At 35.5% G+C, this 24,914-nt stretch carries 26 protein-coding genes and 1 pseudogene; 5 read left to right on the top strand and 22 right to left on the bottom strand.

From position 1 onward, the window contains the following. Positions 1 to 51 precede the first annotated feature (51 nt). Both FC88_RS09065 and FC88_RS09060 read right to left on the bottom strand, forming a co-directional pair. Positions 52 to 1,833 (bottom strand): annotated as a pseudogene (locus tag FC88_RS09065) (ABC transporter ATP-binding protein). Beyond that, entirely contained in the window at positions 1,833 to 3,551 is a 1,719-nt protein-coding gene (locus tag FC88_RS09060) for an ABC transporter ATP-binding protein (RefSeq protein WP_057814878.1), read from the bottom strand. The pseudogene FC88_RS09065 and the gene FC88_RS09060 overlap by 1 nt, the downstream one beginning before the upstream one ends. A gap of 289 nt (positions 3,552 to 3,840) precedes the next feature. Here FC88_RS09060 and FC88_RS09055 point away from each other — a divergent pair, with 289 nt between their 5' ends. Beyond that, positions 3,841 to 4,530 (top strand): DUF3862 domain-containing protein, encoded by a 690-nt coding sequence (locus tag FC88_RS09055; protein ID WP_057814876.1) that lies wholly within the window; start codon positions 3,841 to 3,843, stop codon positions 4,528 to 4,530. 53 nt (positions 4,531 to 4,583) lie between these two features. Here FC88_RS09055 and FC88_RS09050 read toward each other — a convergent pair whose 3' ends face one another. From FC88_RS09050 to FC88_RS08990, 13 genes are all read right to left on the bottom strand, one after another. After that, positions 4,584 to 4,862, bottom strand: coding sequence for a hypothetical protein (locus tag FC88_RS09050; RefSeq protein WP_057814874.1), 279 nt, complete (start codon positions 4,860 to 4,862; stop codon positions 4,584 to 4,586). Between the two features lie 173 nt (positions 4,863 to 5,035). Beyond that, the gene (locus tag FC88_RS09045) at positions 5,036 to 5,914 is read right to left on the bottom strand and encodes an aldose 1-epimerase family protein (RefSeq protein WP_057814872.1); all 879 of its coding nucleotides are present in this window, start codon (positions 5,912 to 5,914) and stop codon (positions 5,036 to 5,038) included. 9 nt (positions 5,915 to 5,923) lie between these two features. After that, positions 5,924 to 7,360, bottom strand: coding sequence for an ATP-dependent protease ATPase subunit HslU (gene hslU / locus FC88_RS09040; RefSeq protein WP_057814870.1), 1,437 nt, complete (start codon positions 7,358 to 7,360; stop codon positions 5,924 to 5,926). Between the two features lie 16 nt (positions 7,361 to 7,376). After that, positions 7,377 to 7,901 (bottom strand): HslVU peptidase proteolytic subunit, encoded by a 525-nt coding sequence (gene hslV, locus FC88_RS09035; RefSeq protein WP_057814868.1) that lies wholly within the window; start codon positions 7,899 to 7,901, stop codon positions 7,377 to 7,379. Positions 7,902 to 7,913: 12 nt separating this feature from the next. Continuing rightward, positions 7,914 to 8,813: a tyrosine recombinase XerC gene (gene xerC / locus FC88_RS09030; RefSeq protein WP_057814866.1), complete on the bottom strand. Its 900-nt coding sequence runs from the start codon at positions 8,811 to 8,813 to the stop codon at positions 7,914 to 7,916. Beyond that, positions 8,814 to 10,901, bottom strand: a complete 2,088-nt coding sequence (gene topA, locus FC88_RS09025; protein ID WP_149029843.1) for a type I DNA topoisomerase — start codon at positions 10,899 to 10,901, stop codon at positions 8,814 to 8,816. It abuts the gene before it with no gap. Between the two features lie 106 nt (positions 10,902 to 11,007). Beyond that, on the bottom strand, positions 11,008 to 11,823 hold the full coding sequence (gene dprA / locus FC88_RS09020; RefSeq protein ID WP_057814862.1) for a DNA-processing protein DprA: 816 nt from the start codon (positions 11,821 to 11,823) through the stop codon (positions 11,008 to 11,010). 50 nt (positions 11,824 to 11,873) lie between these two features. Next, positions 11,874 to 12,647: a ribonuclease HII gene (locus FC88_RS09015; RefSeq protein ID WP_057814860.1), complete on the bottom strand. Its 774-nt coding sequence runs from the start codon at positions 12,645 to 12,647 to the stop codon at positions 11,874 to 11,876. Further along, positions 12,637 to 13,491 carry a ribosome biogenesis GTPase YlqF gene (gene ylqF, locus FC88_RS09010; RefSeq protein WP_057814858.1) on the bottom strand — a complete coding sequence of 285 codons (855 nt, stop codon included), beginning with the start codon at positions 13,489 to 13,491 and terminating at the stop codon, positions 12,637 to 12,639. Before ylqF ends, FC88_RS09015 begins: the two co-directional genes overlap by 11 nt. 23 nt (positions 13,492 to 13,514) lie before the next feature. Continuing rightward, complete coding sequence (locus FC88_RS09005; RefSeq protein ID WP_057814856.1) at positions 13,515 to 13,739, bottom strand: YozE family protein; 225 nt, start codon at positions 13,737 to 13,739, stop codon at positions 13,515 to 13,517. Between the two features lie 12 nt (positions 13,740 to 13,751). Further along, positions 13,752 to 14,345, bottom strand: coding sequence for a YpmS family protein (locus FC88_RS09000; protein WP_235526925.1), 594 nt, complete (start codon positions 14,343 to 14,345; stop codon positions 13,752 to 13,754). Next, entirely contained in the window at positions 14,345 to 15,193 is an 849-nt protein-coding gene (locus FC88_RS08995; RefSeq protein ID WP_057814851.1) for a DUF459 domain-containing protein, read from the bottom strand. Before FC88_RS08995 ends, FC88_RS09000 begins: the two co-directional genes overlap by 1 nt. A 48-nt stretch (positions 15,194 to 15,241) precedes the next feature. After that, positions 15,242 to 16,084, bottom strand: coding sequence for a DegV family protein (locus tag FC88_RS08990; protein ID WP_057814849.1), 843 nt, complete (start codon positions 16,082 to 16,084; stop codon positions 15,242 to 15,244). Between the two features lie 205 nt (positions 16,085 to 16,289). Here FC88_RS08990 and trhA point away from each other — a divergent pair, with 205 nt between their 5' ends. Beyond that, on the top strand, positions 16,290 to 16,940 hold the full coding sequence (gene trhA / locus FC88_RS08985) for a PAQR family membrane homeostasis protein TrhA (RefSeq protein ID WP_057814847.1): 651 nt from the start codon (positions 16,290 to 16,292) through the stop codon (positions 16,938 to 16,940). Here trhA and FC88_RS08980 read toward each other — a convergent pair. The 6 genes from FC88_RS08980 to FC88_RS08960 form a co-directional block, all read right to left on the bottom strand. Continuing rightward, positions 16,933 to 17,424, bottom strand: a complete 492-nt coding sequence (locus tag FC88_RS08980) for a dihydrofolate reductase (RefSeq protein ID WP_057814845.1) — start codon at positions 17,422 to 17,424, stop codon at positions 16,933 to 16,935. The genes trhA and FC88_RS08980 overlap by 8 nt on opposite strands. Positions 17,425 to 17,434: 10 nt before the next feature. Further along, a complete protein-coding gene (locus FC88_RS08975; RefSeq protein ID WP_057814843.1) occupies positions 17,435 to 18,385 on the bottom strand; it encodes a thymidylate synthase in 951 nt (316 codons plus the stop codon). A gap of 9 nt (positions 18,386 to 18,394) precedes the next feature. Next, positions 18,395 to 20,296 (bottom strand): ABC-F family ATP-binding cassette domain-containing protein, encoded by a 1,902-nt coding sequence (locus tag FC88_RS08970; RefSeq protein ID WP_057814841.1) that lies wholly within the window; start codon positions 20,294 to 20,296, stop codon positions 18,395 to 18,397. An 88-nt stretch (positions 20,297 to 20,384) separates the two neighbouring features. Beyond that, positions 20,385 to 20,555, bottom strand: coding sequence for a hypothetical protein (locus FC88_RS12925; RefSeq protein ID WP_157060459.1), 171 nt, complete (start codon positions 20,553 to 20,555; stop codon positions 20,385 to 20,387). 57 nt (positions 20,556 to 20,612) lie between these two features. Then, a complete protein-coding gene (locus tag FC88_RS08965) occupies positions 20,613 to 21,077 on the bottom strand; it encodes a hypothetical protein (protein WP_057814839.1) in 465 nt (154 codons plus the stop codon). Positions 21,078 to 21,129: 52 nt separating this feature from the next. Next, the gene (locus FC88_RS08960; RefSeq protein ID WP_057814837.1) at positions 21,130 to 22,332 is read right to left on the bottom strand and encodes a CCA tRNA nucleotidyltransferase; all 1,203 of its coding nucleotides are present in this window, start codon (positions 22,330 to 22,332) and stop codon (positions 21,130 to 21,132) included. Between the two features lie 170 nt (positions 22,333 to 22,502). Here FC88_RS08960 and FC88_RS08955 point away from each other — a divergent pair, with 170 nt between their 5' ends. The 3 genes from FC88_RS08955 (at position 22,503) to FC88_RS08945 (ending at position 23,740) form a co-directional block, all read left to right on the top strand. Then, positions 22,503 to 22,913 carry a hypothetical protein gene (locus FC88_RS08955; protein ID WP_057814835.1) on the top strand — a complete coding sequence of 137 codons (411 nt, stop codon included), beginning with the start codon at positions 22,503 to 22,505 and terminating at the stop codon, positions 22,911 to 22,913. A 207-nt stretch (positions 22,914 to 23,120) separates the two neighbouring features. Next, positions 23,121 to 23,309 (top strand): hypothetical protein, encoded by a 189-nt coding sequence (locus FC88_RS08950; RefSeq protein ID WP_057814833.1) that lies wholly within the window; start codon positions 23,121 to 23,123, stop codon positions 23,307 to 23,309. Continuing rightward, complete coding sequence (locus FC88_RS08945; RefSeq protein ID WP_057814831.1) at positions 23,291 to 23,740, top strand: hypothetical protein; 450 nt, start codon at positions 23,291 to 23,293, stop codon at positions 23,738 to 23,740. Before FC88_RS08950 ends, FC88_RS08945 begins: the two co-directional genes overlap by 19 nt. Before the next feature lie 19 nt (positions 23,741 to 23,759). Here FC88_RS08945 and FC88_RS08940 read toward each other — a convergent pair whose 3' ends face one another. Beyond that, positions 23,760 to 24,641 (bottom strand): ROK family protein, encoded by an 882-nt coding sequence (locus FC88_RS08940; RefSeq protein WP_057814830.1) that lies wholly within the window; start codon positions 24,639 to 24,641, stop codon positions 23,760 to 23,762. Between the last annotated feature and the right edge of the window lie 273 nt (positions 24,642 to 24,914).

The following is a 24,914-nucleotide window of genomic DNA, read 5'->3' as shown; positions in this document are numbered from 1 at the left end:
TTCCATATAAAAAGCAGGTCAAGAAATTTAATCTTGATCTGCTTTTTTGCGTTAATTTGTAACCATTTGATCTTTATAAAGTCCGGCATAAAAACCATTCTTTTCTAAAAGCGCTTGATGATTACCTTGTTCAATAATTTGACCATCTTTTAAGACCACAATCTTGTCAGCATTCAAAATCGTCTTCAAACGATGGGCAATGACAAAACTTGTTCGGCCTTGAATTACTCGATCCATGGCTGCTTGAATATTAGCTTCCGTGACCGTATCAACGTTAGACGTAGCTTCATCCAAGATCAATAGTTGAGGATTAGTCAAAATCGTTCTAGCGATTGACATCAGTTGCTTTTGACCGGCTGAAAATACGCTTTGTTCATCTGAAACCTGAGTTTTATAGCCGTCTGGCAAACTCGTAATGAATTCATGAATATTGGCTTGTTTAGCAGCATCGATCACCCGATTCATTGAAGCACTTGGGTCACCGTAACGAATGTTGTCAGCAATCGTACCTGAGAATAATTGTGGATCTTGAAGGACGATTCCAACGTTCTTTCGCAAGCTCTGTAAGTCAAATTCACGAATATCCACACCGTCTACTGTAATTGAGCCACTGTCAACGTCATAGAAGCGATTTAGTAAATTCATGACCGTAGTCTTACCTGAGCCTGTAGGACCGACTAAAGCGACCATTTCGCCCTTATGAACTGAAATAGACACGCCATGCAGGATTTCTTTTCCTGGTAAATAACTGAAGCGCACATCATCGATTTGTAGTTCCTTTTTGATACCGGTAAGTGACTTACCATTTTTAGGAGCAATTTCATCAGGTTGACGTCTCACTTCATCAACACGACGAGCTCCAGTGATAGCCAACTGAATCATCCCATACAAACTAGTTAAAGACATGATTGGTTGATAATATTGTTGCGCATAGTTAACGAACACTACGACCAAAGCTAAGGCAGCTCCAGTCGACAAGGTACCGTTTAAAGCAAACCATGAACCAAAGAAAATAACGATAGCTGTGTTCAATAAGGACATCCCTTGCATCAAAGGATTTAAAACGCCTGACCAAATTAAACCAGACATAGCTGATTTACGAACTGTTTGGTTGTGTTTTAAGAAACCTTTAATAGAATCCTTTTGCAAACCATTAGTAATGATGACTTTTTGAGCAGTAACTTGTTCATTGATGTAACCGTTTAAATTCCCGATGTCATCTTGTTGGCGATTAACTGCCACACCAGCTTTTTTCATCACGAATCCCGCTACAACTAAAGCCACCGGCGTGGAAGCCATTGTGACCCAAGCCATTGTGACATTTTGATTGAACATAACGATCAACAAACCGATAAATTGGGCTACTTACAAGAAAATTTCGATCAAAGCTTGATTCATCGCATTGAAGATATTATCCAAGTCAGATGTATAACGAGCTAGAATATCGCCATCGCTGTGAGAATCGAAATATTTAACTTGCATTCGTTGCATCTTTCTAAACATTCCCACACGCATGGTTCCAGTTGAAAAAGCCGTAATCCTAGCTAAGATCCAACTGGCAATCAAAAGCGTTGTCGCATCTCCTATATAAAGACCTAAGTAGATCCACAAAGTCTTATGAAAACTACCTAAGCTAGCATTACCACGAGTTGCTGCATCAGTCCATTGTTGCAAGTAAGTTGTCAATTCAGAGACTGCTTTTCCTAAATAAGTTGGAGCAATAACGATACAGGCTGTTGAAATACCGATTAAAATTGATGTCATTAAAAATCCGAACCAGTATTTTTTCAAATAATGCCAATAATATTTTCCAGCATTTTTCAAGTCGCTCATTATTTTACCCCCTCTCTAGCTTTTTGCGTTTTGTAAATTTCTTGATAAACAGCATTATCAGCCACTAGTTGATGGTGATTGCCATTGCCAACTACTCGTCCATCATCCATAACTAAGATCTTATCAGCCCGAATAATCGAAGAAATTTTTTCAGCAATTACAACTGTTGTGGTATGTCGTAAATCCTTATCCAGTGCTTCTTGGACTAATTTTTCTGACTTCGCATCAAGTGCTGAGGTCGCATCATCTAAGATCAAAATCTTTGGATTAGCAATGACCCCACGAGTAATAGATAAACGTTGTTTTTGACCACCAGAGAAGTTTGACGAACGTTCTTCAACTGGTGCGTCGTAAGTTTGCGGCAAACGTTCAATAAATTCAGAGGCTTGAGCAATATTTGCCGCCCATTGCATTTGTGTAGCCGTCGCATCTTCTTTGACTTGACGCAAGTTAGCCGAAATTGTTCCTGAAAACATCGTTGAACGTTGTAAAACATAGGCTACAGTTTCACGAAGCGATTTTTCTGGCAATTGTTTAATATCAACCCCACCGACTTTAATGACTCCAGAATCAGGATCATACAAACGGGCAATCAACTGTGCCAAAGTTGTTTTACCAGATCCAGTAGCACCAACGATACCAATCATTTCACCAGCTTTAACTGTAAAAGAGATATCCTTTAGAGTTGGTTTTTCATCGCCTGGATAAGTGAAACTAACGTGATCAAATTCAATATTGCCACTAACCGGCGTATCATCACCTTGTACGTAGTTCATACTTGGAGTGGTAGCCATAACTTCTCCAATTCTACCTAGCGAAATATTGGCTCTAGAAGCCGCAATCATTAAAAAACCACCATTTATGACAGCAAACAAAATCTGCATCAAATAGGAAATAAAACTAGTGATTGCTGCTAGATACGCTGGATGTGTCGTGACATTTTGACCAACGATATAAATCGCTATAGCAACGGCAATATTAGCAGTTAAAAAGAATGCTGGCATTAAAATAGCAAAATTATAACCAATCTTAGCCGTAACTTTCGTTAATTTATCTGATACTTTTGAAAATTTGTCAATCTCGTTAGGTTCTTGAACAAAAGATTTAACGACTCGAATTCCCATTAAATTCTCACGAGCTACAGTGTTGACGTCCTCAATATTTTGTTGAGTTTGACCAAAATAATCGCTCATCTTCTTATATGAGTAAAAACTAACGCCTAAAACAATAATCATCATACCGATCAAAACCCACCACTGTTGCGGCATTGTCACCATCGCTAAAATAAATGCTCCGATAAATAACAATGGGATTCGGCTGATCTGTTGAAATCCGGCCATGACAATCTGTTGAACTTGATTAATATCATTAGTCATTCGTACAACTAGATTGGATGCCGAAAATTTCTCAACGTCAGCGTAAGCAAACGATTGTACTTTACTGTATAAGTCAGCACGCAAATCAGTTGCTACACCTAAAGCGACGTGTGCCGAGTAAATCGTATTGATCACACCAGCAATGATACCGATGATTGCTAAACCAATTAAAAGGATTCCTTGTTGAAAGATAGTTGCTTTGTCACCCTTTAAAATTGCATTCATCACAACTTGTAACAATCTTGGTTGCCAAAGCGTCGCAAAAACTAAGGCAATGACTGAAATAATAGCGATATAAGCGTCTTTGCGATAACGCTTAACATATGGAATCAATACTTTCATAAATAACCTCCCTCATTCACTCATTCAGTAAAAAAAAAGACACTCAGTAGAAGAAAACTACTTAGCATCTTGTCCGGTACAAATCTTTGAACCCTCCGATGAAACTTAAACTGAATGAAAACGTTAGTAGAAATAGTACACTGAAATAATATTTTTATCAAGAAAGAGATATTATAAAAGTTAAAAATATTCTTAAAACATAAATTTTTTCTTTAATAAAACTACTTTTATCCATTGTTACTGATAAAATGAATTTAAAGCGTTATCAACTAAGGAGGGAGATTATTAGATGAACTCAAACAACCTGCCAACTAGGGCACAATATCGTTCACAAAAACACCACAAACATTTTTACAGTCGTTGGTGGTTTTGGTTAATAATAATTATTATTTTGGCTGGCGGGGCAACTGCAGGGATGAAACTCACTGCTACTGGTCCCTTCAAAGAAACCACTACCAAAGTTGCAAAAAAAGATACTACCAAGAAAAAAGTCAAGAAACAAACTGGCGTGACTTTTTATCAATACAATGGAATTTACTTAAACGAAACTAGTGGAACACCGATTGACACAGTCCACAACATTTTAGGCAAACCTTCTTCAACTTCTATTACTGAAAATCAAGGCGTAAAAACTGAACAAGATACTTACAACGATATCCAAAACGGTCAATTAGGTTCAACTTTTAAAGTCAGCTTTGCTAATGGACACGCGATTAGCAAAGCTTTGAGCGGTTTAAAAGTTAAACGATCAGAAAAACTAGGCTTAGACGCTTATAGTTCTGTTCAAAATGGTCAATCTGTCGATACTATCCATACTAATTTAGGAAAACCTAACAGTTATAGTGAATCGCTCGTTGATGGTAAATCAGTTATCAATTATACTTATTCATCCAATGTTTCTGGTGATACTGGCGCTAACTTTGTCGTTACCTTTACAGATGGTTCAGTCAGTGGTAAAAGCCAATCAGGAATGGAATAATCCTCAATAAAAACCTCACTAGGCATCTTGCCCAATGAGGTTTTTGTCTGTCTTTAAAGTGGATTCCAAAATCTACCTACTTCAGTTTTATTGACAGAATATTGAGGTTGCTCGATATCAAACTGATCTAAGAATTCTACGATATCTTTTTTAAATTCTTCATCCGATAATTTAGTTCCAATGTACCAAGTATCATTATTAACAGTAATTGGTCCCAAATCGTCGTTATATTTACTCCTTACCTCATCATATATCTTATGCGCCGTATCACGATCCTTGAACTCGATTGCCCAAGTTTCTGGAATTACCTCGAATAGTGATTTAAATTTCATTGCTAAGCCCCCCCTTACCTTTATTCTCAGTATACTCCTGTGTGTAATCGCTTACTTAAAAATATCCTCAATCGTCTTATATAAAGTCTTGAACAAGCAAAATTTTACTAGACACAAAAACAGAGCTTCATGAATTCAAAAGAATCATAAAACTCTGTTTTTTTAATTAATTATTATTTTACGCTAATTGAGAAATATGCTTCGAATTGTTCCTTAGGAGCCAATTTGTTAATAGCATATTTATTCTTAAAGTTATTATCGCTATCAGTCTTGTCAGCAAGTCCCCACCATGGTTCGATACACATGAACTTACCGTTATCATCAGGATATGTTGACCACATACCGAAGAATTTGGCATTACCTGTATCAAGTGTCAACTTGTGATCTGACTTGTCACTGTAAATAGTAACTTCTGCTGGATCATTTAAACGATAAACAACAGCGTCATCAACGAAGTAATCACGTGTCATATCAAAGTTTTGATTTTCAACTTTCTTCTCACCATTTAAGTCGATCAAGTGATTGTCGATTGGAATGTGAGTTCTAGTTTCTGCTGGATCAATTGATACTTTGTAATCTTCAAACTTCAAGCCTTTGTCAAAGGGAACACTAAAACCTGGATGTGCTCCGATTGAGAAGTACATGTCATCATTTTCTTCCAAAGAATCAACCAAATATGAAATTTGTACTGTATCTTTAACTAATTGATAAATGATTCTCAACTTGAAGTGATATGGATACTTTTCAAGACTAGCTTCACTAGTAGTCAAGCTCAAAACTAATTTTGAATCTGTTTGTGAATCAAGACTAAATTCTTGATCACGGGCAAATCCGTGTTGAGTCATATTGAATTCTTTACCATCAACGAAATAATGGTCATCCTTTAAACGACCAACGATTGGGAACAACACTGGAGCGTGACGGCCCCAAACGTTTTTGTCCGCTTGCCAGATGAACTCTGAATCTTCGTTATTAGTGATGCTGTTCATTTCAGCACCTAATGAATTAACCTTTAATGTTAAGTAATCGTTCTTCAATTGATAAACTGTCATAATTTCCCCCTAAAGAATATAACGTGAAAGGTCTTGATCTTCAGCAATCTTACCGACTTGCTCACGAACGTATTCACGTGTAATAGTAATATCACCCATTTGCATATCAGGACCTTCATATAGAATATCAGCCAAGATCTTTTCCAAGACAGTAGAAAGACGTCTTGCACCGATGTTCTGATTACTATTATTCAATTCAAAAGCAATTTTTGCAATCTCTTCGACAGATTCTTTAGTAAAAGTTAAATGAATTCCATCAGCTCTTGTAAGCGCTACATATTGCTTAGTCAAAGCGTTATCTGGTTTTGTCAAAATTTGGATGAAATCGTCTTCAGTCAAATCATTCAACTCAACACGAATTGGGAAACGACCTTGAAGTTCAGCAATCAAATCACTCGGTTTACTTTCGGCAAAAGCACCTGAAGCGATGAACAAAATATGATCAGTATCGACTGGACCATATTTAGTATTGATTCTTGAACCTTCAACGATAGGCAAAATATCACGTTGGACACCTTCACGAGAAACTTCGCCGGACGTCTTCTTGTCGCCAGCAGCAATCTTATCAAACTCATCAATAAAGATGATACCCTTATTTTGAGTTCTTTCGATAGCTTTTTGATAAATCTCGTCATGATCGACACGTTTTTGTGATTCTTGTTGAATCAACAATTCACGGGCTTCTTTGACTGGAAGAGTTCTAGTGATAGTCTTCTTAGGCATCAATGAATCCATCATCCCTGACATATCGATGCCCATTTGACCCATTTGATCATCCATTGGACCAACTTTTTTAGATTCTTCAACCTTGATAGTTACTTCTTCATCTTCAAGTAATCCTTTATCAAGTTGTTCTTTAACTGAAAGACGTTGATTTCTAATATCATCAGTTACTTCAGCATTTTGATCTGGATCCTCATCGATAGTATCTTCGTTATTGCCAAAAATACTGCCAAGATTTTGACCACCATTTTGCATGCTATTGAGCATACTCATAAAATCATTAGGATTTTGTTTTTTTTCTTTTTTAACACCAGGAGCCAATAATTTAACCAACTTCTTATCGACATCGCGGCGAACCTCTGGTCTGATTTCATCAAATTTTTCTTTTTCGACCATGGAAACTGCCATACTAACTAAATCACGAACCATCGATTCAACATCACGACCAACGTAACCTACTTCAGTAAATTTAGTAGCTTCGACTTTAACGAATGGTGCATTGACGATTTTAGCTAAACGGCGGGCAATTTCAGTCTTACCAACACCAGTAGGTCCGATCATCATTAAATTCTTAGGTGTGATTTCTTGTTGCAATTTCTTTGGTACTTGCATACGGCGATAACGATTATAAAGTGCAATCGCTACAGCTTTTTTAGCATCTGTTTGTCCAATAATGTAATTGTCCAATTGAGCGACAATTTGTTTTGGTGTTAATGTGTCCATTGACTAACTCCTCAATTTAAAATTTATCTGAAATAATATTTTCATTAGTAAAAATATCGATGCCTGAGGCAATTTTAATAGCTTCAACAGCAATTTGTTGTGCATCCATGTCTTTGGCGTGACGTTGCATAGCAATGGCTGCTGCTTGAGCAAAATTACCACCAGAGCCAATTGCTACAACATCTTCATCAGGTTCGATAACTTCTCCACTACCAGAGATCAACAATAGATTATCTTTGTCCATAGCAATCAACAAAGCCTCTAATTTTTGCAATGTAGGGTCTTTACGCCAATCTTGTGCCAATTCTACAGCGGCACGTTTTAAATTGCCTGAGTAAGCCTTTAATTTCTTTTCAAGCCAATCTTGCAAAGTAATAGCATCAGCCACTCCGCCAGCAAAACCGATAATAACATTGTCATCATAAATGCGTCTTACTTTATGAGCAGTTCCCTTCATAATATATTTTTCACCCATTGTAACTTGACCATCACCAGCAATAGCGGTACGGCCATCATGTTTAACAGCAACGATTGTAGTCATTTGAAACCCTCTCTATCTTGGGAAATATTTTTTATAATCTTTTTGTAAATGTTCCATTGTCACATGCGTATAAATCTGAGTCGTTGACAAACTAGAATGTCCTAATAATTCTTGAACAGTTCTCAAATCTGCGCCATGCTCCAACATGTGCGTGGCAAAAGTGTGACGAATCATATGGGGATGAATATCAGCAGTCAAACTCGTTTTTTTAATAATTTGATCCAAAATATACGAGATCCCGCGACTCGTTAAATGACCACCACGACTATTAACAAATACAAATTGATGATCTTGATGATTTTTTTCCATTAAAACTTTGCGACCAGACTTAAAATACTCCTTTAAAGCACTTTGAGCATAACTTCCAAAAGGAACATAACGATCCTTGTCTCCTTTTCCGTGGATCAAGACGATTCCATTAGAAAAGTCTAGCTGGTCTAGTAATAGATTAGCACATTCACTAACTCGCATGCCAGTGGCATAGAGCAATTCTAGTAAAGCAGCATTTCTTTGCGAAAGTGGGTCAACACCGCGGACTGCATCGAATAATTGCTGCATTTCTTTCTCATAAAAAAATCGGGGCAATTTTCTACCTTTATGACGTAGTTGAACCAGATCAAAAGGATTAGCTTCAACAAAATCGTTTCTAACTAAAAAGTTATAAAACGATCGTAATGCTGAGATCCTGCGTGCTACCGTCTCGTCAGCGTAGTTTTTTTCGTCCATATATGTCAAAAAAGTTTCAACATCAATCCGATTAACCTTTGTAAAGCCCTTAAAACCACCATTTTGGTCTAAAAAAGAAACAAAATTATCTATATCTTCTAAATAAGATTTTTTTGTTTCTTTTGAGTAGTGATGGTTAACCATTAAATTATCAACAAATTTATCGATTAACTCTTTTTCTATCATTTATTTTTGAATATCCTCTTCATAATCTCCATTTGGACAGATTACTTGACGACCACCCTTAACTTTCTTTTCAACTAAGTAGTGACCATCTTTTGGACAATCACGATTAATTGGTTTGTCCCATGAAACGAAATCACAGTCAGGATATCTTGAACAGCCATAGAAAATACGATTCTTCTTCGACTTACGTTCGATAACTTGTCCCTTCTTACACTTAGGACAAACTACGCCGATTTCTTTAACGATTGGTTTAGTATTTCGACAAGCTGGAAAACGCGAACAAGCGTAAAACTTACCATAACGTCCCATCTTGATAACCATTGGTGCCCCACAGATATCACAATCCATACCGGCTGGTTCATCTTTGATCTGAACTTTTTCAATCTTATCTTCAGCAGACTCTAGTTCTTTAGCAAAAGGTTTGTAATAACGGTCGACGACTTTGACCCAATTTTCTTTACCTTCTTCAATGTGATCAAGTTCGTCTTCTAAATTAGCCGTGAAGTCGATATTAACGATATCTGGGAAGTAGGCTTGAATCAAATTGTCGACGATTTCGCCTAATTCGGTTGGTTCAAAACTCTTTCCATTTAGCTTAACGTAGTAGCGACGTTGAATTGTATCAATTGTTGGTGCATATGTAGATGGACGACCTACACCATTTTCTTCTAGAGCCTTAACTAAGGAAGCTTCAGTAAATCTTGCTGGTGGTTGTGTGAAATGTTGAGCTGGGTCATTTGATTGAAGCTTAGCAGTATCACCTTCTGCTAAATCCGGTAAGATATTGTCCTTACGAGCTTTATCAGCAGCACTTTGGTAAACCTTACGATAACCTTCAAACTTGATCTTAGAACCATTAGCTCTAAACATAACGCCATTTTGTGACAAATCAACTGTCATCGTATCAAAAATTGCCGGAGTCATCTGACTAGCAACGAATCTTGACCAAATCAAGTTGTAGAGACGGAACTGGTCACGACTCAAAATATCTTTTAATGAAGCTGGCGTTCTGAAAACTGAAGATGGACGAATAGCTTCGTGGGCATCTTGAGCGCCTTCTTGATTCTTATCCTTACGTTCTTTAATTATAGCAAAAGGTTCACCATATTCTTCATGGATGAATTTCGAAGCTTCTGCCTCAGCAACTTTAGAAATTCGCTTGGAATCAGTACGCATATAAGTAATTAAACCAACGGTACCTTCTTTACGTCCCAAATTGATTCCTTCATACAACTGCTGAGCAATCATCATGGTTTTTCTCGTTTTAAAGTTCAAACGTTTGTTAGCTTCTTGTTGCAAAGAACTAGTTGTAAATGGAGCAGCTGGCATTCGTTTACGTTCTTTTTTGGTTACCTTGTCGATTGAGAAATCTTTTTTCTTATCAACACGACCAAGAACTTCTTTAACTTCATCATTGTTTTTTAATTCAACCTTTTTACCGTCAAGACCATAAAAGTTAGCTTTGAATTTATCTTTGTTATGTTTAAAGATCGATTCGATCGTCCAATATTCTTGAGGGACAAATTTCTTAATTTCATTTTCACGCTCAATCACTAATTTCAAAGCAATCGATTGTACACGTCCGGCACTAAGACCCTTTTTAACTTTTGCCCACAAAATTGGGGAAATTGAATAACCTACTAAACGATCTAAAACTCGACGAGCCTGTTGAGCATCGACCAAATTCATATCGATCGAACGTGGAGTTTTGAAAGCTTGTTTAACGGTATCCTTAGTAATTTCATTAAAGACGACACGATTCTTATCATCGTCATCTAGACCCAACAAATGTGAAACATGCCAGGCAATAGCTTCCCCTTCACGATCCGGATCGGCTGCCAGATAAACTCTTTTGGCTTTTTTGGCTTCTTTCTTTAAATCTTTAATTACAGGACCCTTACCACGAATAGAGATATACTTTGGTTCATAGTCATGATCAATATCAACACCCATTTGACTCTTAGGTAGATCTCTAACATGTCCTAAACTAGCAACAACGTGATAATTACGTCCCAAGTACTTTTCAATTGTTTTTGCTTTTGATGGTGATTCAACGATCACCAAATTCTTCTGCTTTGTTGATGGCACGTAAAGTGCTCCTTTCCCATGGATCAGTTAAAACTGACAATATATTAAGCACAGTTTTTTAATTTGTCAATTTAAAAGATGAAAATAATTTTAAATAAAGTCTCATTTATAAACTATCAAAATCAATCAACGGTATCGCGCCTTGTTCAATCAAACTATTGCAACCACGTGATAATTCACTATCGACTTGCCCTGGTAAGGCCAAAACTTCGCGACCGTTTTCCAATGCTAAATCAACCGTGATCATCGAACCACTTTTTAATTTAGCTTCAGTCACAATTATCTTTTGACTAAGACCTGCAATAATTCGATTCCGCTGTGGAAAATGCCACGGTTGTATTGAATCACCTACTGGATATTCGGTGATCAACAATCCATTTCTAGCAATTTCTCGTTGCAAATGACGATTCTTGCTTGGAAAAGCTTGATTCAAACTACTTCCAAGTACGGCAATAGTTTTACCATACACTAAAGCTTCTTCATTTGCCATCGAATCAGCCCCATTTGCTAAACCGCTCACAATAGTATAACGATTTACCAAACGCGGAACAAGAGCACTAATGCAACGAAAACTGTAATTTGTCGCTTCTCTTGATCCGATAATTGCCACGCATTCAGTCTTAAGTAAAGCAATATTTCCTTCAAAAAACAAGAGTGCTGGAGGATTATAAATCGTTCTTAAAGTTTGTGGATACTCTTCATCTAAATAATTAATTGCTTTAATATTTTTACAATCTTGACTCTCTAATAATAGTAGAAACTGGTTTAATTTGTCCAACCCCCACTCTTTTTCTAGCATTAGACGCGTCTGCAACTCAAGATTATCACTTTTCAATGATATTTTTATAATTTTTAAGAGAATTTGATTTGAAACCATCCCTGTCATACGACATTTCACTAAAAAATCTGTCAATTTAGTCATAATAAAAACACCACTCCTTTTAAGTAAAATTACGGAAGTGATGTCTTAATTTAATAAAATTTATTAATTTTTCTAACTGGTGAGAAACTCAACCGATGAATTTTAGTTCGACCAAACTCATCCAAAGCTTGTAAATGTTGCTTAGTTCCATAACCATCGTTATTTTCAAAGCCAAACTCTGGATATAGATGGCTATACATCGTCATCAAACGATCTCGGCTGACTTTAGCTATTATACTTGCTGCACCGATACTGAGTGATTTAGCATCACCTTTGATCAATTTAGTCTGAGCAATATCAACTGGTATAGTCATTGCATCGACCAAGATATGAGCCGGTTTAACATACAAACGCCTGATCGATTGTGCCATGGTCAGCTCAGTTGCATGATAGATATTTTCTTGATCGATCAACTGTGGAGAACCCACTGCTACACTGATATCAAGCGCTTGGTCACAAATTTGTTTGTAGAGTTCGTCACGTTTTGAAATTGACAATTTTTTAGAGTCATCAACCTCATATAATGTATTGTTTGGTGGCAAAATCACCGCTGCTGTTACTACTGGTCCAGCCAATGGTCCACGTCCAACTTCATCGACTCCAGCGACTAATAAATCATGGTCCCAGTAAGGTTTTTCTAAAAATTCTTTCTTATGAAATTTTTCAATCAAAGCCGCTTTTTGTTCGATTCTTTTATAGTATTGCGCTATTAATTTTTTTACTCCCAAACGAGGATCTGACGTTAATTCTTCTAGGAGTTCTTCAGAAACATTTTCTTGATTCAATAGTTCTTTAATAACTTTAATCGTATACTTATTCTTCATAAAACTCCCCAGGAATATCGAATGTTACGCGTCCTAATTTCAATTTGCGAACGTCATCGATAATTCTTCTGGATGCACGATCATAATCTTCTTTATAGCCAAACTTCTTAGTTAAGTTCATTAACAACTCTGGTGTCGTATGATTGAAAATATCGGCATTAGTCAAACCATAATTTTCCTGTAATTGGTCCATATAATGTGTCTCCATGAAGTTTAAAGCATAAATAGCTACATCATCAGGGGCATAGATTTTATCCTTGATAGCGCCTGAAAGAGCCAATTTCATCCCTACTTTTGGATCATCGATCTTAGGCCATAAAATTCCTGGCGTATCTAACAAATCAATGCCGATATTAGTCTTCAACCAATTTTGATTTTTTGTAACACCGGGTTTATTACCAGTTACAGCAACATTTTTACCAACTAAACGGTTCAAAATAGTTGATTTGCCGACATTAGGAATTCCGATACACATTGCCTTGATCCGATAATTTTGAACACCATTATTTTCATAACGTTGAATTTTTTCAGATAATTCCGAACGAATCATCGATTTGATCTTGTTCATACCTTTAGTATGCTTAGCATCAATTTCGATAGAATTAGTTCCTTCTTGTTCAAAACTTAATTTCCAGTCTGCTGTAACTTTAGGATCAGCTAAATCAGACTTATTTAAAATGATTATGTGTTTCTTTTGGTCAATAATTTGTTCCAAAACGGGATTTCTAGATGAAAAAGGCAATCTTGCATCAACAATTTCAAGTACGATATCAACTAACTTGAGTCGATCCTGTACTTGATTCTTTGCCTTATTCATATGTCCCGGATACCACTGTAGTGCCATTACCATCACCCTTTTTCTGTCATTTATTTCTTATCTATTTCTTGATATTTTTGGTAAGCTTCATCAAAAATCGTCATACTTGGTAAATAGCCTGCATTTAATTCCAAATATTCAGAAAGCTTTTGATAATTTTCTTCATGTTTGGGAAAGGAAGAATCACGAAAAGCATTATTCGCAAATTCTGCTTCTGGTTCAACACTTTCTGCATTGCGAAGAGTCATTAAAAACTCATAAAAACTGCGTCTCATTTCTACTCCTTCCTATTGATTATCAGTAATTTTAGTATTCATTACTTCAAAGGACAACTTATTATTTTTCAAATCAATGTTTTTAGCTCGAATACCGTAGCCTTCTTTAGTCGTGAACTTAGTAAATTTCAATAAAATAGTCTTGTCCTTACCATCGATACTGACCCAATTAGGCGTTTTAAAGCTATTCTTAATATAATTCATTACAAAAGAAATTGGTAATGATAAATCACCGATTTTCATTTTTTTTGCTTTAAGTAAGACATCGCCGTTAGTCTTCGCATATGGTTGCATCAAAATTGTGAAATTGATCGTAGCACCTAAAAATTTAACATCACCTGTCAATTCAGCATCTTTTTTCAAAACTAGTTGATAATCAGTCTTACCATCATTTAATGTGTGTTTTAAATAATATTGTGCCATTTTATTAGCTTCTTGTTTAGTCATATCAACTGTAAAGACTTTACTATCTTGATCGATAATTTTTGAGGAAACTTGATAATTATCTCTTGGTGCGCTAAAGACTTTTGTTCCAACATATCCAAATCCTATTATGATAATTGCTACTAAAGCGATAAATGCATATTTCCAATAATTTTTCTTCATTACTTGTAAAGCCACTCTTTCTTAGTCCCGTTTACTTGTTCAAAGATTTTTTCTGTCATCATATCATAACCGGTTCCATTGGGATGGAAGTGGTCTTTCTTGTAAAGATATGGATTGACACCCGTTTTTTGAACTTTTTTCTTAATATTCTTTGATTGATACAAATCGTTGATGTCTACAAAATGAGTATCATTAAAATTACTTGCTACTTTAGCAGAAGCCATGTTCCAATTGATAAAAGCTGTCTTAGCGTTTTTAACATTTGACAAATAAATGCTAAAAGGATTGTAGATTCCAATCAAATAAATTGGTGCTGTTTTGTTGTAACCGCGTAAGTCAGTCAACAACTTAGTTAAACGTTTATCAAATTGTACTTGTTCATCAGCAATATCTCCAGCTGTCAAATCTAAACCTTTTCTCTGCAACAAATGCATGAAATCATTGCCACCGACTGTTACTGTGATGATGTCAGCTTGAGGTAAATCTTGATGCATCTTCTTATCATTTTTAATGCGTGTCATAATTTGGCTGCTAGTATCACCAGAAACCCCATAATTATGAGATTGAGCTTTAACATTATATTTATCTTGAACTTTTTTAGTTAAACGCGTCACATAGCCGCCACCAACTGATTTAGAGTCACCAACGCCTTGAGTCAGTGAATCTCCTACAGCTACGATATCGATACTTTTCTTTTTAGGGATAACTTTTATTTTCGGTTTAGTTTTTTTAGCGGTTTTTGTCTCAACTATTTGTTGCTGATTGTTGTGCACAAAATAATAAGTACCACCGCTAATAGCTACCAACAAAATAATTATTACAATAATCCAAATACTTTTTTTCTTCATTTATATATAATCCATCTTTCAAAAAAAAGCTGATGCATTCATCAGCTTTTACTCTGTATAAAATTCAATTGCGAAAGCACCTGATCCCGCATGGGTCGCGATTACTGGACTAGTAACCCGAATCAATAACGGTACATTTGGTACGATTTCAGCAAGTTTTTCTTTTAATTCATTGACATAATCCATTTTATCAACATATGAAATTCCAATAGCTTTGATGTTTTTTAGACCTTTGATTTCTTCAATAACGTTATCCATGTATTTTTCAATTGTCTTTCGACCACGGCCACGTTTAGCGATACTCAAAGTGTTATTTTTAACTATCAAAACCAAATTAATATTCAATATCGTTGATAAAGTTCCGGCAAAGCGACTTAATCTACCACCACGTAAGATGTTTTCAATACTAGTTACACCCATGTATAAATAAGTGTGTTCACGTACTTCATCCAAAGCTTCTTTAATTTCAGCAACTGACTTACCCTCTTGAGCCAATTGTGCTGCCTTGATAACTTGGAATCCTTGAGCACGGTCAGTAAATTCTGTATCGATCACTTCAACGTTTCGATCACTCATATCGGCCACTTGTCTAGCTGCATTGATTGTACCACTGATAGAAGGTGTCATCATCAACAACAAGATATCCGTATAGTCTTCTGGTACCTTATCGATCACTTCCATGAAAGTACCGATTGAAGGTTGTGATGTCTTAGGTAAATCTTTTGAGGAATCCATTTCTTCAACAAATTTCTCTCGAGTAATATTTACACCATCTACGTATGTCTTTTCGTCAATACTGATCGTCAAAGGGACAATACTGATATCATATTTCTCAATTTCTTCTGGAGTTAATTGTACCGACGAATCGGCAATAATTTTTACTTTGCTCATTTTATCCCTCTTTCATAGGGTCTTAGTTCTTAATTAATCTAATTATACCAAATTTATTCCCAGTAAATTATCAATATCATGTATTTTAATTAATATTTACATACAAAACAATGACTATTTTTCATTATACTAGAGATTGCCGTTGTCTGAAAAGTACTTAGACGTATATAATATTTAAGTAAACTAAACAATTGAGGTCTTTAAAATGTCAAAAAAAACTAATTTTACTCGAACTTATTTGATAACTGATCAAATATTTAGTGCTGTTACACATGGTATAGGAATTATTTTAGCAATAATTGGATCAATTTTTTTATTGATAAAAGGATTTCATCAAGGAAATCCGCTCAATATTACTGCTTATTTCATTTATGCTTTTACATTGTTCTTTTTATATCTTAGTTCTACTTTATTTCATAGCTTATATTTCACTAAAGCTAAGGGTGTTTTTCAAATATTTGACCACAGTTCAATTTTCTTAATGATTGCTGGAACTTACACACCGTATTGTCTGATTGCCTTACATTCAACTTTTGGTTATGGTATCTTAACTTTTATTTGGTTATTAGCCATCGGTGGTATTCTCTATAAAATTTTTAATGTCGGTAAATTCAAATATTTTGAAACTTTACTTTACGTTTTAATGGGCTGGGCCATCATCATCGCAATGAGACCTCTTTATCAAGCTATCGGTTCTACTGGTATTTGGCTATTAGTAGCTGGAGGTGTGGCTTTTACTTTAGGAGCTTGTTTGTACTTGATGAAAAATCTCAAATACATTCACGTGATTTGGCACATCTTCGTTATGATAGGAACCGCATTAATGTACTTCTCAGTTTACTTTTTCGTTAATTAACTTTTTGATAAGTCTCGAAGGTATGTGGATAAATATTATTTTTGTCCATGATGCCTTCTTTTTTTTCGACTAATTCAAATTGACTGTAATCTAAGTCAACCATCTTTGTATCTCCGTCAAATTCATGATCGATTCTTGTCAAATACAATCGATCCACATCTTTTTCAAATAATTTGAAGATCCCAGCACCACCAATGACCATTACTTCATCATCAGCTTTAACAAAATTTTTCAATTGTTCCTTATCAGAAATCAAAACTACGCCCTTTGGCACTTGATAATCAGGATTTCTAGAAATAACGATATTCAAGCGCTTTGGCAATGGACCATTAGGAAAGCTTTCAAAAGTCTTACGTCCCATGACGATAGGATGATTCATCGTAACATCTTTAAACTGTCTCATATCGTTAGGCAATTTCCATGGTAAATGCCCGTTGATACCAATTACATGATTCTTATCTTCAGCCCAAACAAAACTGATCATTTTCTCACTCCTAGACAGCAACCGGAGCTTTAATAGCTGGTTGCGGATTATAATCATTAACACGGATATCTTTGACATCTAAATCAAAAATACTTTTATCACTTTTGATCTCAAGGCTTGGCCCTGCAACGGGTTTACGACTCAACTGCTCTTTTACTTGTTCAAGATGATTGGAATAAATATGAGCATCCCCTAGGGTATGAACGAATTCACCAACTTCTAAACCAGTTTCACGAGCTATTAGATGCGTCAATAAGGCATAACTAGCAATGTTAAATGGTACACCTAAGAATAAGTCCCCACTACGTTGATACAATTGACAGGAAAGCTTACCATCATTGACATAAAACTGGAATAACGTATGACAAGGTGGTAAAGCCATTGTTGGCACATCTTCTGGGTTCCAGGCACTGACAATCAAACGTCTTGAATCAGGCGTCTTTTTTATTTGTTCAATAACATTTGCAATTTGGTCAATGAATCCACCGTCTCGTTTTTGCCAATGACGCCATTGTGCACCATAAACATCCCCAAGGTTGCCAAATTTTTGTGCGAATGCATCATCTATCAAAATACTTTGATCAAATTTTTTCTTTTCAATTTGATATTTTTGATTAAAATCTCCATCTACTAAGTGGCGACGCCCAAAATCAGTCATATCTGGTCCTTTGTAGTCAGAACTTTCGACGTAATTTTTAAAGGCCCATTCATCCCAAATGTGATTCTTATGTTCCAACAAATATCTGATATTGGTATCGCCATGCAAAAACCACAACAATTCACTCTTAATTAAACCAAAAGGAATTTTCTTCGTCGTTAAAAGTGGAAATGATTCCTGTAAATCAAAACGCATTTGATAACCAAAAGTACTGATCGTACCCGTTCCTGTTCGGTCGCTTTTTTTGTGACCGTGATCTAAGACGTATTGCAAAAGATCTAAATATTGTTGTTCGTTATGCATAGTTTCCTCCTAGATGTATTGTCCCAAATATTCCCAACGATTCATTAATGTATCAGATTCAGCAGTCTTTTCATCCAATTGTCTTTGGAAGTCCATTAAATCTTCATAACCATTCTTGGGATCATTCAATTGTTCCTTTAATTCAGCCATTTCATCATCGAGTTTTTCGATTTGTGGCTCTAATTTATCGAATTCCATTTGTTCAGCATAAGTTAACTTAGTTTTTTCTGCTGGTTTGGCTTGTGCTTCTTTTTCCTTAGCTTCAACGTGTTTTTGAGCCTTTACTTCATGATGTTGAGCTTGTTTTTTCTCAGTTTCTTTTTGTAGATATCCAGAATATGAGTCGTAACTTTCTTCAATATCACCTTGACCCTCAAAAATCAATAATTTATGGGCGACTTTATCCAAGAAATAACGATCATGGGAAACTGCCATAACCGTTCCTTTAAAGTTTTCCAAGTAGTTTTCTAGAATCGTCAAAGTTTCAATATCCAAGTTGTTCGTTGGTTCATCCAGTAATAAGACGTTTGGTTGATCCATCAAAATAGCCAGCAAATACAAACGACGTTTTTCACCACCGGACAATTCACGAATGAAAGCTCCCTGCATTTGGTGATCAAACTTAAATGTATCTAGCATTTGTGACGCTGACATGTGCGTACCATCAGTATTTCTAGCACCTTGGCCAATCGACTCTAAGTATCTAATAACGCGTTTGTCGGGATCCATATCACGCGTATGTTGTGTGTAATAACCAAGACGAACTGTTTGTCCGGTCTTTATCTCACCAGAATCAAGTGGAATCTGCTTAGCGATTGTATTTAAGAAAGTCGTCTTACCAGAACCATTAGCACCAGTAATTCCGATACGGTCACCTTTAGTTACTAAATAACTAAAATCGTTTAAAATCACATGATTTGAGAATTTTAAATTAGCATCTTTTATATCAAAAACATCATTACCGAGGCGTTGTTGGGCGATATCGATCGACATTTCTTTTTGAACGTCAGGTTTGTTTTGTAAATCTTCTTTTAAGTCATTAAAACGATCTTTTCTAGCTTGTTGCTTAGTTCCACGAGCTTTGACACCAGCACGCATCCAATTTAACTCTTGTTTGTATAATTGAGTTTTATGATGCTGTTCAGAAGCATAAATTTCTTCGTTAGCTGCTTTTTGTTGTAGATATTTTTCATAATTACCGTCATATTCAGTCACATTGCGGTTTTCCAACTCAAAAATTCTTGTCGCCACTTCGTTTAAGAAATAACGATCGTGGGTTACGAATAAAACTGAACCTTTGTATTTGCTCAAATAAGTTTGTAACCAATCGATAGCCTCATAATCCAAATGATTGGTAGGTTCGTCTAGAATTAATAAATCTGCTTCAGAAATCAAAGTCTGTGCTAAAGCAACTCGTCTTTGTTGACCACCAGATAGTTCTTTGATTTTTTTGTCTAATTCGGTAATACCCAACTTATTTAAAATCGACTTGACGTCAGATTCCATTTGCCAAGCTTCAGCCGCATTCATTTTCTCTTGCAATTTAAAGAAATCATTTTGAATCTTTTGATCTGTCGAATTAGCGTTGAATTTTGCCAAAGAATTTTCATATTGACGAATCAATTGGAATTTTTCGCCACTGCCATTGAAGACAGCATCGATCACTGATGAATTATCATCTAAGTCCGGTTGCTGCTTAAGATAAGATATCTTATAGTCCTTGGGCTTTTCGACTTCGATCGTATTCAAATCAGAATTGTTAACGATCCCATCTAGTAAGGTCGTTTTACCAGTTCCGTTAAGTCCCAAAAGACCAATTCGGTCTCCTTCATTGATCGTAAAAGTCACATTGGTAAAGAGCGTTCTTTCACCAAATGATTTTGATGCATTCGTTATGTTTAAGGTTTTCAATTATTTCACCACTATAAATAAAAAATTCCCCTACCGATGTAGATAGAGGTATTATTGCTGTTCTGTTTTATTTTATCACATGTAGAAGTTAATATTCCTGCAATTGGTCAATGGAATAATACATTTGCTGTTGTCCGCCAAATCGAACTAAAATTTTAGCTCTTTTTTCATCAAAATAAACAACAGATCCGATTTGGTCTTTCATGGCATCCTTTTGATCAACAACTGTCACCATACTGCCAATTTTCAAATTTCCCATTATCTTCCTCCAATTAAAAAGCGAGACTTAGTATTTGAACTAAGGCCTCGCATTTTTTTAAAGATCTTCTTTATAAATGTCGTAAACAGTATTTTCTGGGTCGATAGCAATATAAAGATTACCAGTTTTACTTGAAATTGCTGAAGATTGATAAGCATTATCCAATCCTTCAACGTCCTTTTGCTTGAATGGGAAGTAAATTTGCATTGGTTCTTTATCTTGTTCATCCTCAAAAACAATATCGCATTTTTCGATGTCTTGATATTTAATAATACGATTGAACATACCGTCAGCCATAGCAGCAGTAGAAACATCTGTATTTTTGATATAATCGGCTTCTGGCAAGATTTCAATTCTAAAACGTTTGCATGGGTGAATCTCTTGCATACGTCCACCCTTGATACGTCCATAACTAGTTGTTACACGTGCAATCCAAACATCACTCATTTCACTGTGACTAACAGTCCAAGTATCATCATTTCTAAAGTAAAACTTAAGTTCTTTAAAAACATGTTTAGTCATATTATCACCCTTCCAATTCTAAAATACTTACTAAATTCATAATAACACAGCATTATTGATTACTTAACAAATAATGTCTCAAATCATCAAAATTATTGGAAACGTTTCCTTCCACGACAGCACGCTCCATTTGCGACATCGACTTACCAATGATTGGACCTGGTTTTACGTCTAATATTTCACAAACATTTTTACCTGTTAGTTGTAAATCATGGCTACTTTTAATAGATATCTGATCTACTTTTTGGCTTAAATCTGTATAGTCAAATTCAATCTGGAACATCTTTGACAACTCAAGTGTTCGGTCCAAATTATCGACGCCTAATTTATAAATATTCCACAAATCAAAATCTTGACTCTCAAAAAGATGCAGCAGATTCAACGTATTTAAGCTGGCTTCACGAGTCTTATTAGAAACCTTCCAATCACGCAAAAATTCATTGAATTCTTGATGATTCAAGCTTAATACGTAGCCGATTGCACTAAAAGCTGCTTCTTCATCAACAAATTCAGTATCTTTGACTTCTAACAACTCTGCTAATTCTAATTTTTGATCTTTAAAACCTGGACAATATTCACTTAATCCTAACTTAACAAAATCTGCCAGACCAGTTTGCCAATTTTGACTCAACATCATTTTGACAAATTCTTCACGGATACGTTCAATTGCAATTTTAGCTAGTAATGGAGCATTATCTGCAATCGCTTGAGCAGTTTTTTCTTCGATTTTGAAATTCAACTGTGCTTGAAATCTTACTGCTCGCATCATTCTTAATGCATCTTCGTGAAATCTTTCCTCAGCGTGACCGACTGCACGAATTATTTTTTGGTCTAAATCTTTTAATCCATCGAATTTATCAATTACTTCACCATTTTTGTCAACAGCTAAAGCATTGATCGTAAAATCACGTCTCTTTAAATCATCGGCTAATGAACGAACAAAGGTTACTTTATCCGGACGACGGTAGTCTTGATAACCAGATTCAGTTCTAAAGGTGGTAATTTCATAAGAATCATCCCCCATTAAAACAGTTACTGTTCCGTGTTGGATTCCGGTATCGACTGTGCGTTTAAAAATCTCTTTGATTTCTTCAGGGTAAGCACTAGTAGCAATATCAACGTCGTGAATCGCTAATCCTAAAATGTGATCACGGACACTACCTCCTACAAAGTAAGCTTCAAATCCGGCTTGTTCTATTTTTTCTAAAACTGGCAATGCTGCTTGAAAATCTGCAGGAAGTTGTTTGATTTGCATATAATTACCTCACGTATAATAAAAGTCTTTAATTATTATATACCATTAAAACTAGTTGCCAAATAGCTGCTATTACTATTAATCCAACTAAAACCCAATAATCACCCTTTAATTATTCAGATACGTTATAATATAAGTTATAGACCAATATAATTAAGGAGTTGATCATTGTGGCGAACGACCTAACACAACTAACTGCAACCGACTGTTTTGATTATTTTGTAAATCATTTTGAAACACTATACAAAAACGAATCGAAGTATCGTAATCTTGCGGTTTTAGATCCAGATATTACCAATATCGAATTGTACGAGAGTCTCAAAGAACACTTTTTGATGGATGTATTAAATAATCCTGAATTTAAAGATCATCAAGTTGCTTTTGAACGTGGAAGTGATGGTGGCGATAATTTTATTGTAGCTGCTTTTACTGACCCAGTAGATGAATCAGTCGTCAATGTAGAAATCAATCGTAATGAAGCTTCAGAGTCCGTTCTCAATTCCTTTAACAAGGGTATTGAAACATTACGTTCTACTTTTGCACCAGAAGTTTACGAAATGAAATCAGAAAATCACGTCTAAAAAAGAGCCTAGAAATCCGATTGAGATTTTTAGGCTTTTTTGTTGTGCTTGGAGAAAAGTTAAACCATGTTATGATATATATATAATCTTTTAAAGGAGTGAATCAAATGCATTCGGCAAAAGTTGCCACCACAAAATATCTTTCATTCGAGGAATCAAAGGACTGATACCAACTTCTAACTCACAAAAAAGGAAGGAGTATCCTCGATGAAAATTTATTTGGCAACAATTACTGTCTGTGCTTTATTTTTAACCGGTTGTAGTCAAAACACTAAGACTTCAAATATTGACCAAGCCGACCTACAAAAACAACAAATCGTTTTAAAGCGCAACAAAAAAAATGGCGTCAACAAACAAAACGAATTGCTCATTCGACATTGTCAACTCAAAAGATAATTCCCAAAAAGGACTTGTCTTTAAACCAACTAAAGAAAAATAGTGACTTTCTCGTTCAAGGGACAGTTATAGATTTTTCCCACAGCAACAAAGATTCCACGAATGTTTCAATTTATATCAATCATATTATCAGTGGATCGGAAGAAATCTTAGGAAAAAACGTTGACGTTAAACTGCCTGGCGGAATCGAACAAAATGTTTATTACAAATCAATTCAATGTCCACTTCCAAACTTGGGGCAAAAAGTTATTCTCAGATTAGATAAAAAAGAGGATAATTATGAGATTTTAGCGCCTAATTCTAATTTTTGGATTGAAAAAAATCACGAATTCGTTTTAAATAACCAAAATATCCGCCAAGAACCAGCTTTAGAAGAAATCACTAAACAATTAAATCAAGCAATCCCTTATCGTTATACGGATCTCTGCTAAAACAAAAACTGTCTTGAAATCAAATCAAGACAGTTTTTTTAATTTTAAAATTCAATGCTGCACCAATCAAATTGGCATCATTATGATAATACGCAGGGATAATTTTAGGAACTAGTTTAATATCAGCTACTCGCTGAACTAATCTTTGAGCGGCTTCATTTAGATTATCAATGAAATCTTGATTGCCGGAAACTCCTCCACCAATGATAAAAGCTTCTGGGTCAACGACAAATTGTAAATTAAAGATTGCGCGAGCTAAATTATCGTACAACCTCAAAGCATACTTTTGAGCAGTTGCATCACCATTTTGAGCCATTTGCAAGATCTCTTTGCCCGTATAATTAGTCTTAAAGGCTTGATTGTAATGTTGAGCCATTCTCACCGCCGTTCCTACTAAACTGAGGCGCTGATCAGTTTGACCCAGCATCATTCCAAATTCTCCACCTAACAAATGCTGACCGTGAACTAATTGACGATTGATCACGACTGCTCCTCCGACTCCAGTTCCAATTACCAACATGACGATATTTTGCATGTTGACAGCCATGCCACTATTAACTTCAGCTAAAGCTGCACAATTGGCATCATTTTCCATTGAAACTGGCAAATTCAAACGTTTCTCCAGAGCTGCTTTGATTGGGAAATTGTGAATATATGGCAAGGCACTGATCCCACCAATTATTCCTGTTTGTTGATTGACCGCTCCTGGAATACTCAAAGCTACTCCGGCAATCTTAGTTCGATCGTATTTTTTTACTATTTTTTCAATTACTGCATAAAATGTTGCTAGATTCTTCGGCGTATCAACGACACCCTTATTAGTTAAAGTTTGATTTGATTTATTAAATAAGGCGTGTTTAATCGTTGTTCCACCAACATCAATTGTTATTATTGGTTTCATATCTACCATCCAGAAAAAATTAAGCGTTTTCTTTTCATACAAACTCATTATAATACCGACTGAGCTATTCGCCAAAATCTTGCTCTATACAAAAATAGTCATCCCGAAATGAGATGACTAAATTATTAATTCAATTGTTCAGAAACTTGACAATCAAGTTTTGGTTCAATAAAACTGGGCGTGAATCCCACGAATTCATTCGTGGGAGGTAAGCCTGCTCCTTTCTTATTAATATATTTGGTTTTTGATATTGAAATTCTTATAATATACCCT

Origin of the sequence: Companilactobacillus futsaii JCM 17355 (assembly GCF_001435505.1) — a bacterium.
GTDB lineage: Bacteria > Bacillota > Bacilli > Lactobacillales > Lactobacillaceae > Companilactobacillus > Companilactobacillus futsaii.
Note: the sequence above shows the minus strand (reverse complement) of the source record. Positions and strands in the feature narration are given on the sequence as shown.

Excerpts from the sequence above, each read along its gene's own strand:
- FC88_RS08965 (WP_057814839.1), bottom strand. The coding sequence starts at position 21,077 with ATGACTAAACATGTTTTTAAAGAACTTAAGTTTTACTTTAGAAATGAT.
- trhA (WP_057814847.1), top strand. The coding sequence starts at position 16,290 with ATGTCAAAAAAAACTAATTTTACTCGAACTTATTTGATAACTGATCAA.
- FC88_RS08995 (WP_057814851.1), bottom strand. The coding sequence starts at position 15,193 with ATGAAGAAAAAAAGTATTTGGATTATTGTAATAATTATTTTGTTGGTA.
- hslU (WP_057814870.1), bottom strand. The coding sequence starts at position 7,360 with ATGGACACATTAACACCAAAACAAATTGTCGCTCAATTGGACAATTAC.
- xerC (WP_057814866.1), bottom strand. The coding sequence starts at position 8,813 with ATGATAGAAAAAGAGTTAATCGATAAATTTGTTGATAATTTAATGGTT.
- ylqF (WP_057814858.1), bottom strand. The coding sequence starts at position 13,491 with ATGGCACTACAGTGGTATCCGGGACATATGAATAAGGCAAAGAATCAA.
- FC88_RS12925 (WP_157060459.1), bottom strand. The coding sequence starts at position 20,555 with ATGGGAAATTTGAAAATTGGCAGTATGGTGACAGTTGTTGATCAAAAG.
- FC88_RS08980 (WP_057814845.1), bottom strand. The coding sequence starts at position 17,424 with ATGATCAGTTTTGTTTGGGCTGAAGATAAGAATCATGTAATTGGTATC.
- FC88_RS09000 (WP_235526925.1), bottom strand. The coding sequence starts at position 14,345 with ATGAAGAAAAATTATTGGAAATATGCATTTATCGCTTTAGTAGCAATT.
- FC88_RS08950 (WP_057814833.1), top strand. The coding sequence starts at position 23,121 with ATGAAAATTTATTTGGCAACAATTACTGTCTGTGCTTTATTTTTAACC.
- FC88_RS08960 (WP_057814837.1), bottom strand. The coding sequence starts at position 22,332 with ATGCAAATCAAACAACTTCCTGCAGATTTTCAAGCAGCATTGCCAGTT.
- FC88_RS09055 (WP_057814876.1), top strand. The coding sequence starts at position 3,841 with ATGAACTCAAACAACCTGCCAACTAGGGCACAATATCGTTCACAAAAA.
- FC88_RS09050 (WP_057814874.1), bottom strand. The coding sequence starts at position 4,862 with ATGAAATTTAAATCACTATTCGAGGTAATTCCAGAAACTTGGGCAATC.
- FC88_RS08975 (WP_057814843.1), bottom strand. The coding sequence starts at position 18,385 with ATGCATAACGAACAACAATATTTAGATCTTTTGCAATACGTCTTAGAT.
- FC88_RS08990 (WP_057814849.1), bottom strand. The coding sequence starts at position 16,084 with ATGAGCAAAGTAAAAATTATTGCCGATTCGTCGGTACAATTAACTCCA.
- FC88_RS09060 (WP_057814878.1), bottom strand. The coding sequence starts at position 3,551 with ATGAAAGTATTGATTCCATATGTTAAGCGTTATCGCAAAGACGCTTAT.
- FC88_RS09015 (WP_057814860.1), bottom strand. The coding sequence starts at position 12,647 with ATGAAGAATAAGTATACGATTAAAGTTATTAAAGAACTATTGAATCAA.
- dprA (WP_057814862.1), bottom strand. The coding sequence starts at position 11,823 with ATGACTAAATTGACAGATTTTTTAGTGAAATGTCGTATGACAGGGATG.
- hslV (WP_057814868.1), bottom strand. The coding sequence starts at position 7,901 with ATGACTACAATCGTTGCTGTTAAACATGATGGCCGTACCGCTATTGCT.
- FC88_RS09005 (WP_057814856.1), bottom strand. The coding sequence starts at position 13,739 with ATGAGACGCAGTTTTTATGAGTTTTTAATGACTCTTCGCAATGCAGAA.
- FC88_RS08940 (WP_057814830.1), bottom strand. The coding sequence starts at position 24,641 with ATGAAACCAATAATAACAATTGATGTTGGTGGAACAACGATTAAACAC.
- FC88_RS09045 (WP_057814872.1), bottom strand. The coding sequence starts at position 5,914 with ATGACAGTTTATCAATTGAAGAACGATTACTTAACATTAAAGGTTAAT.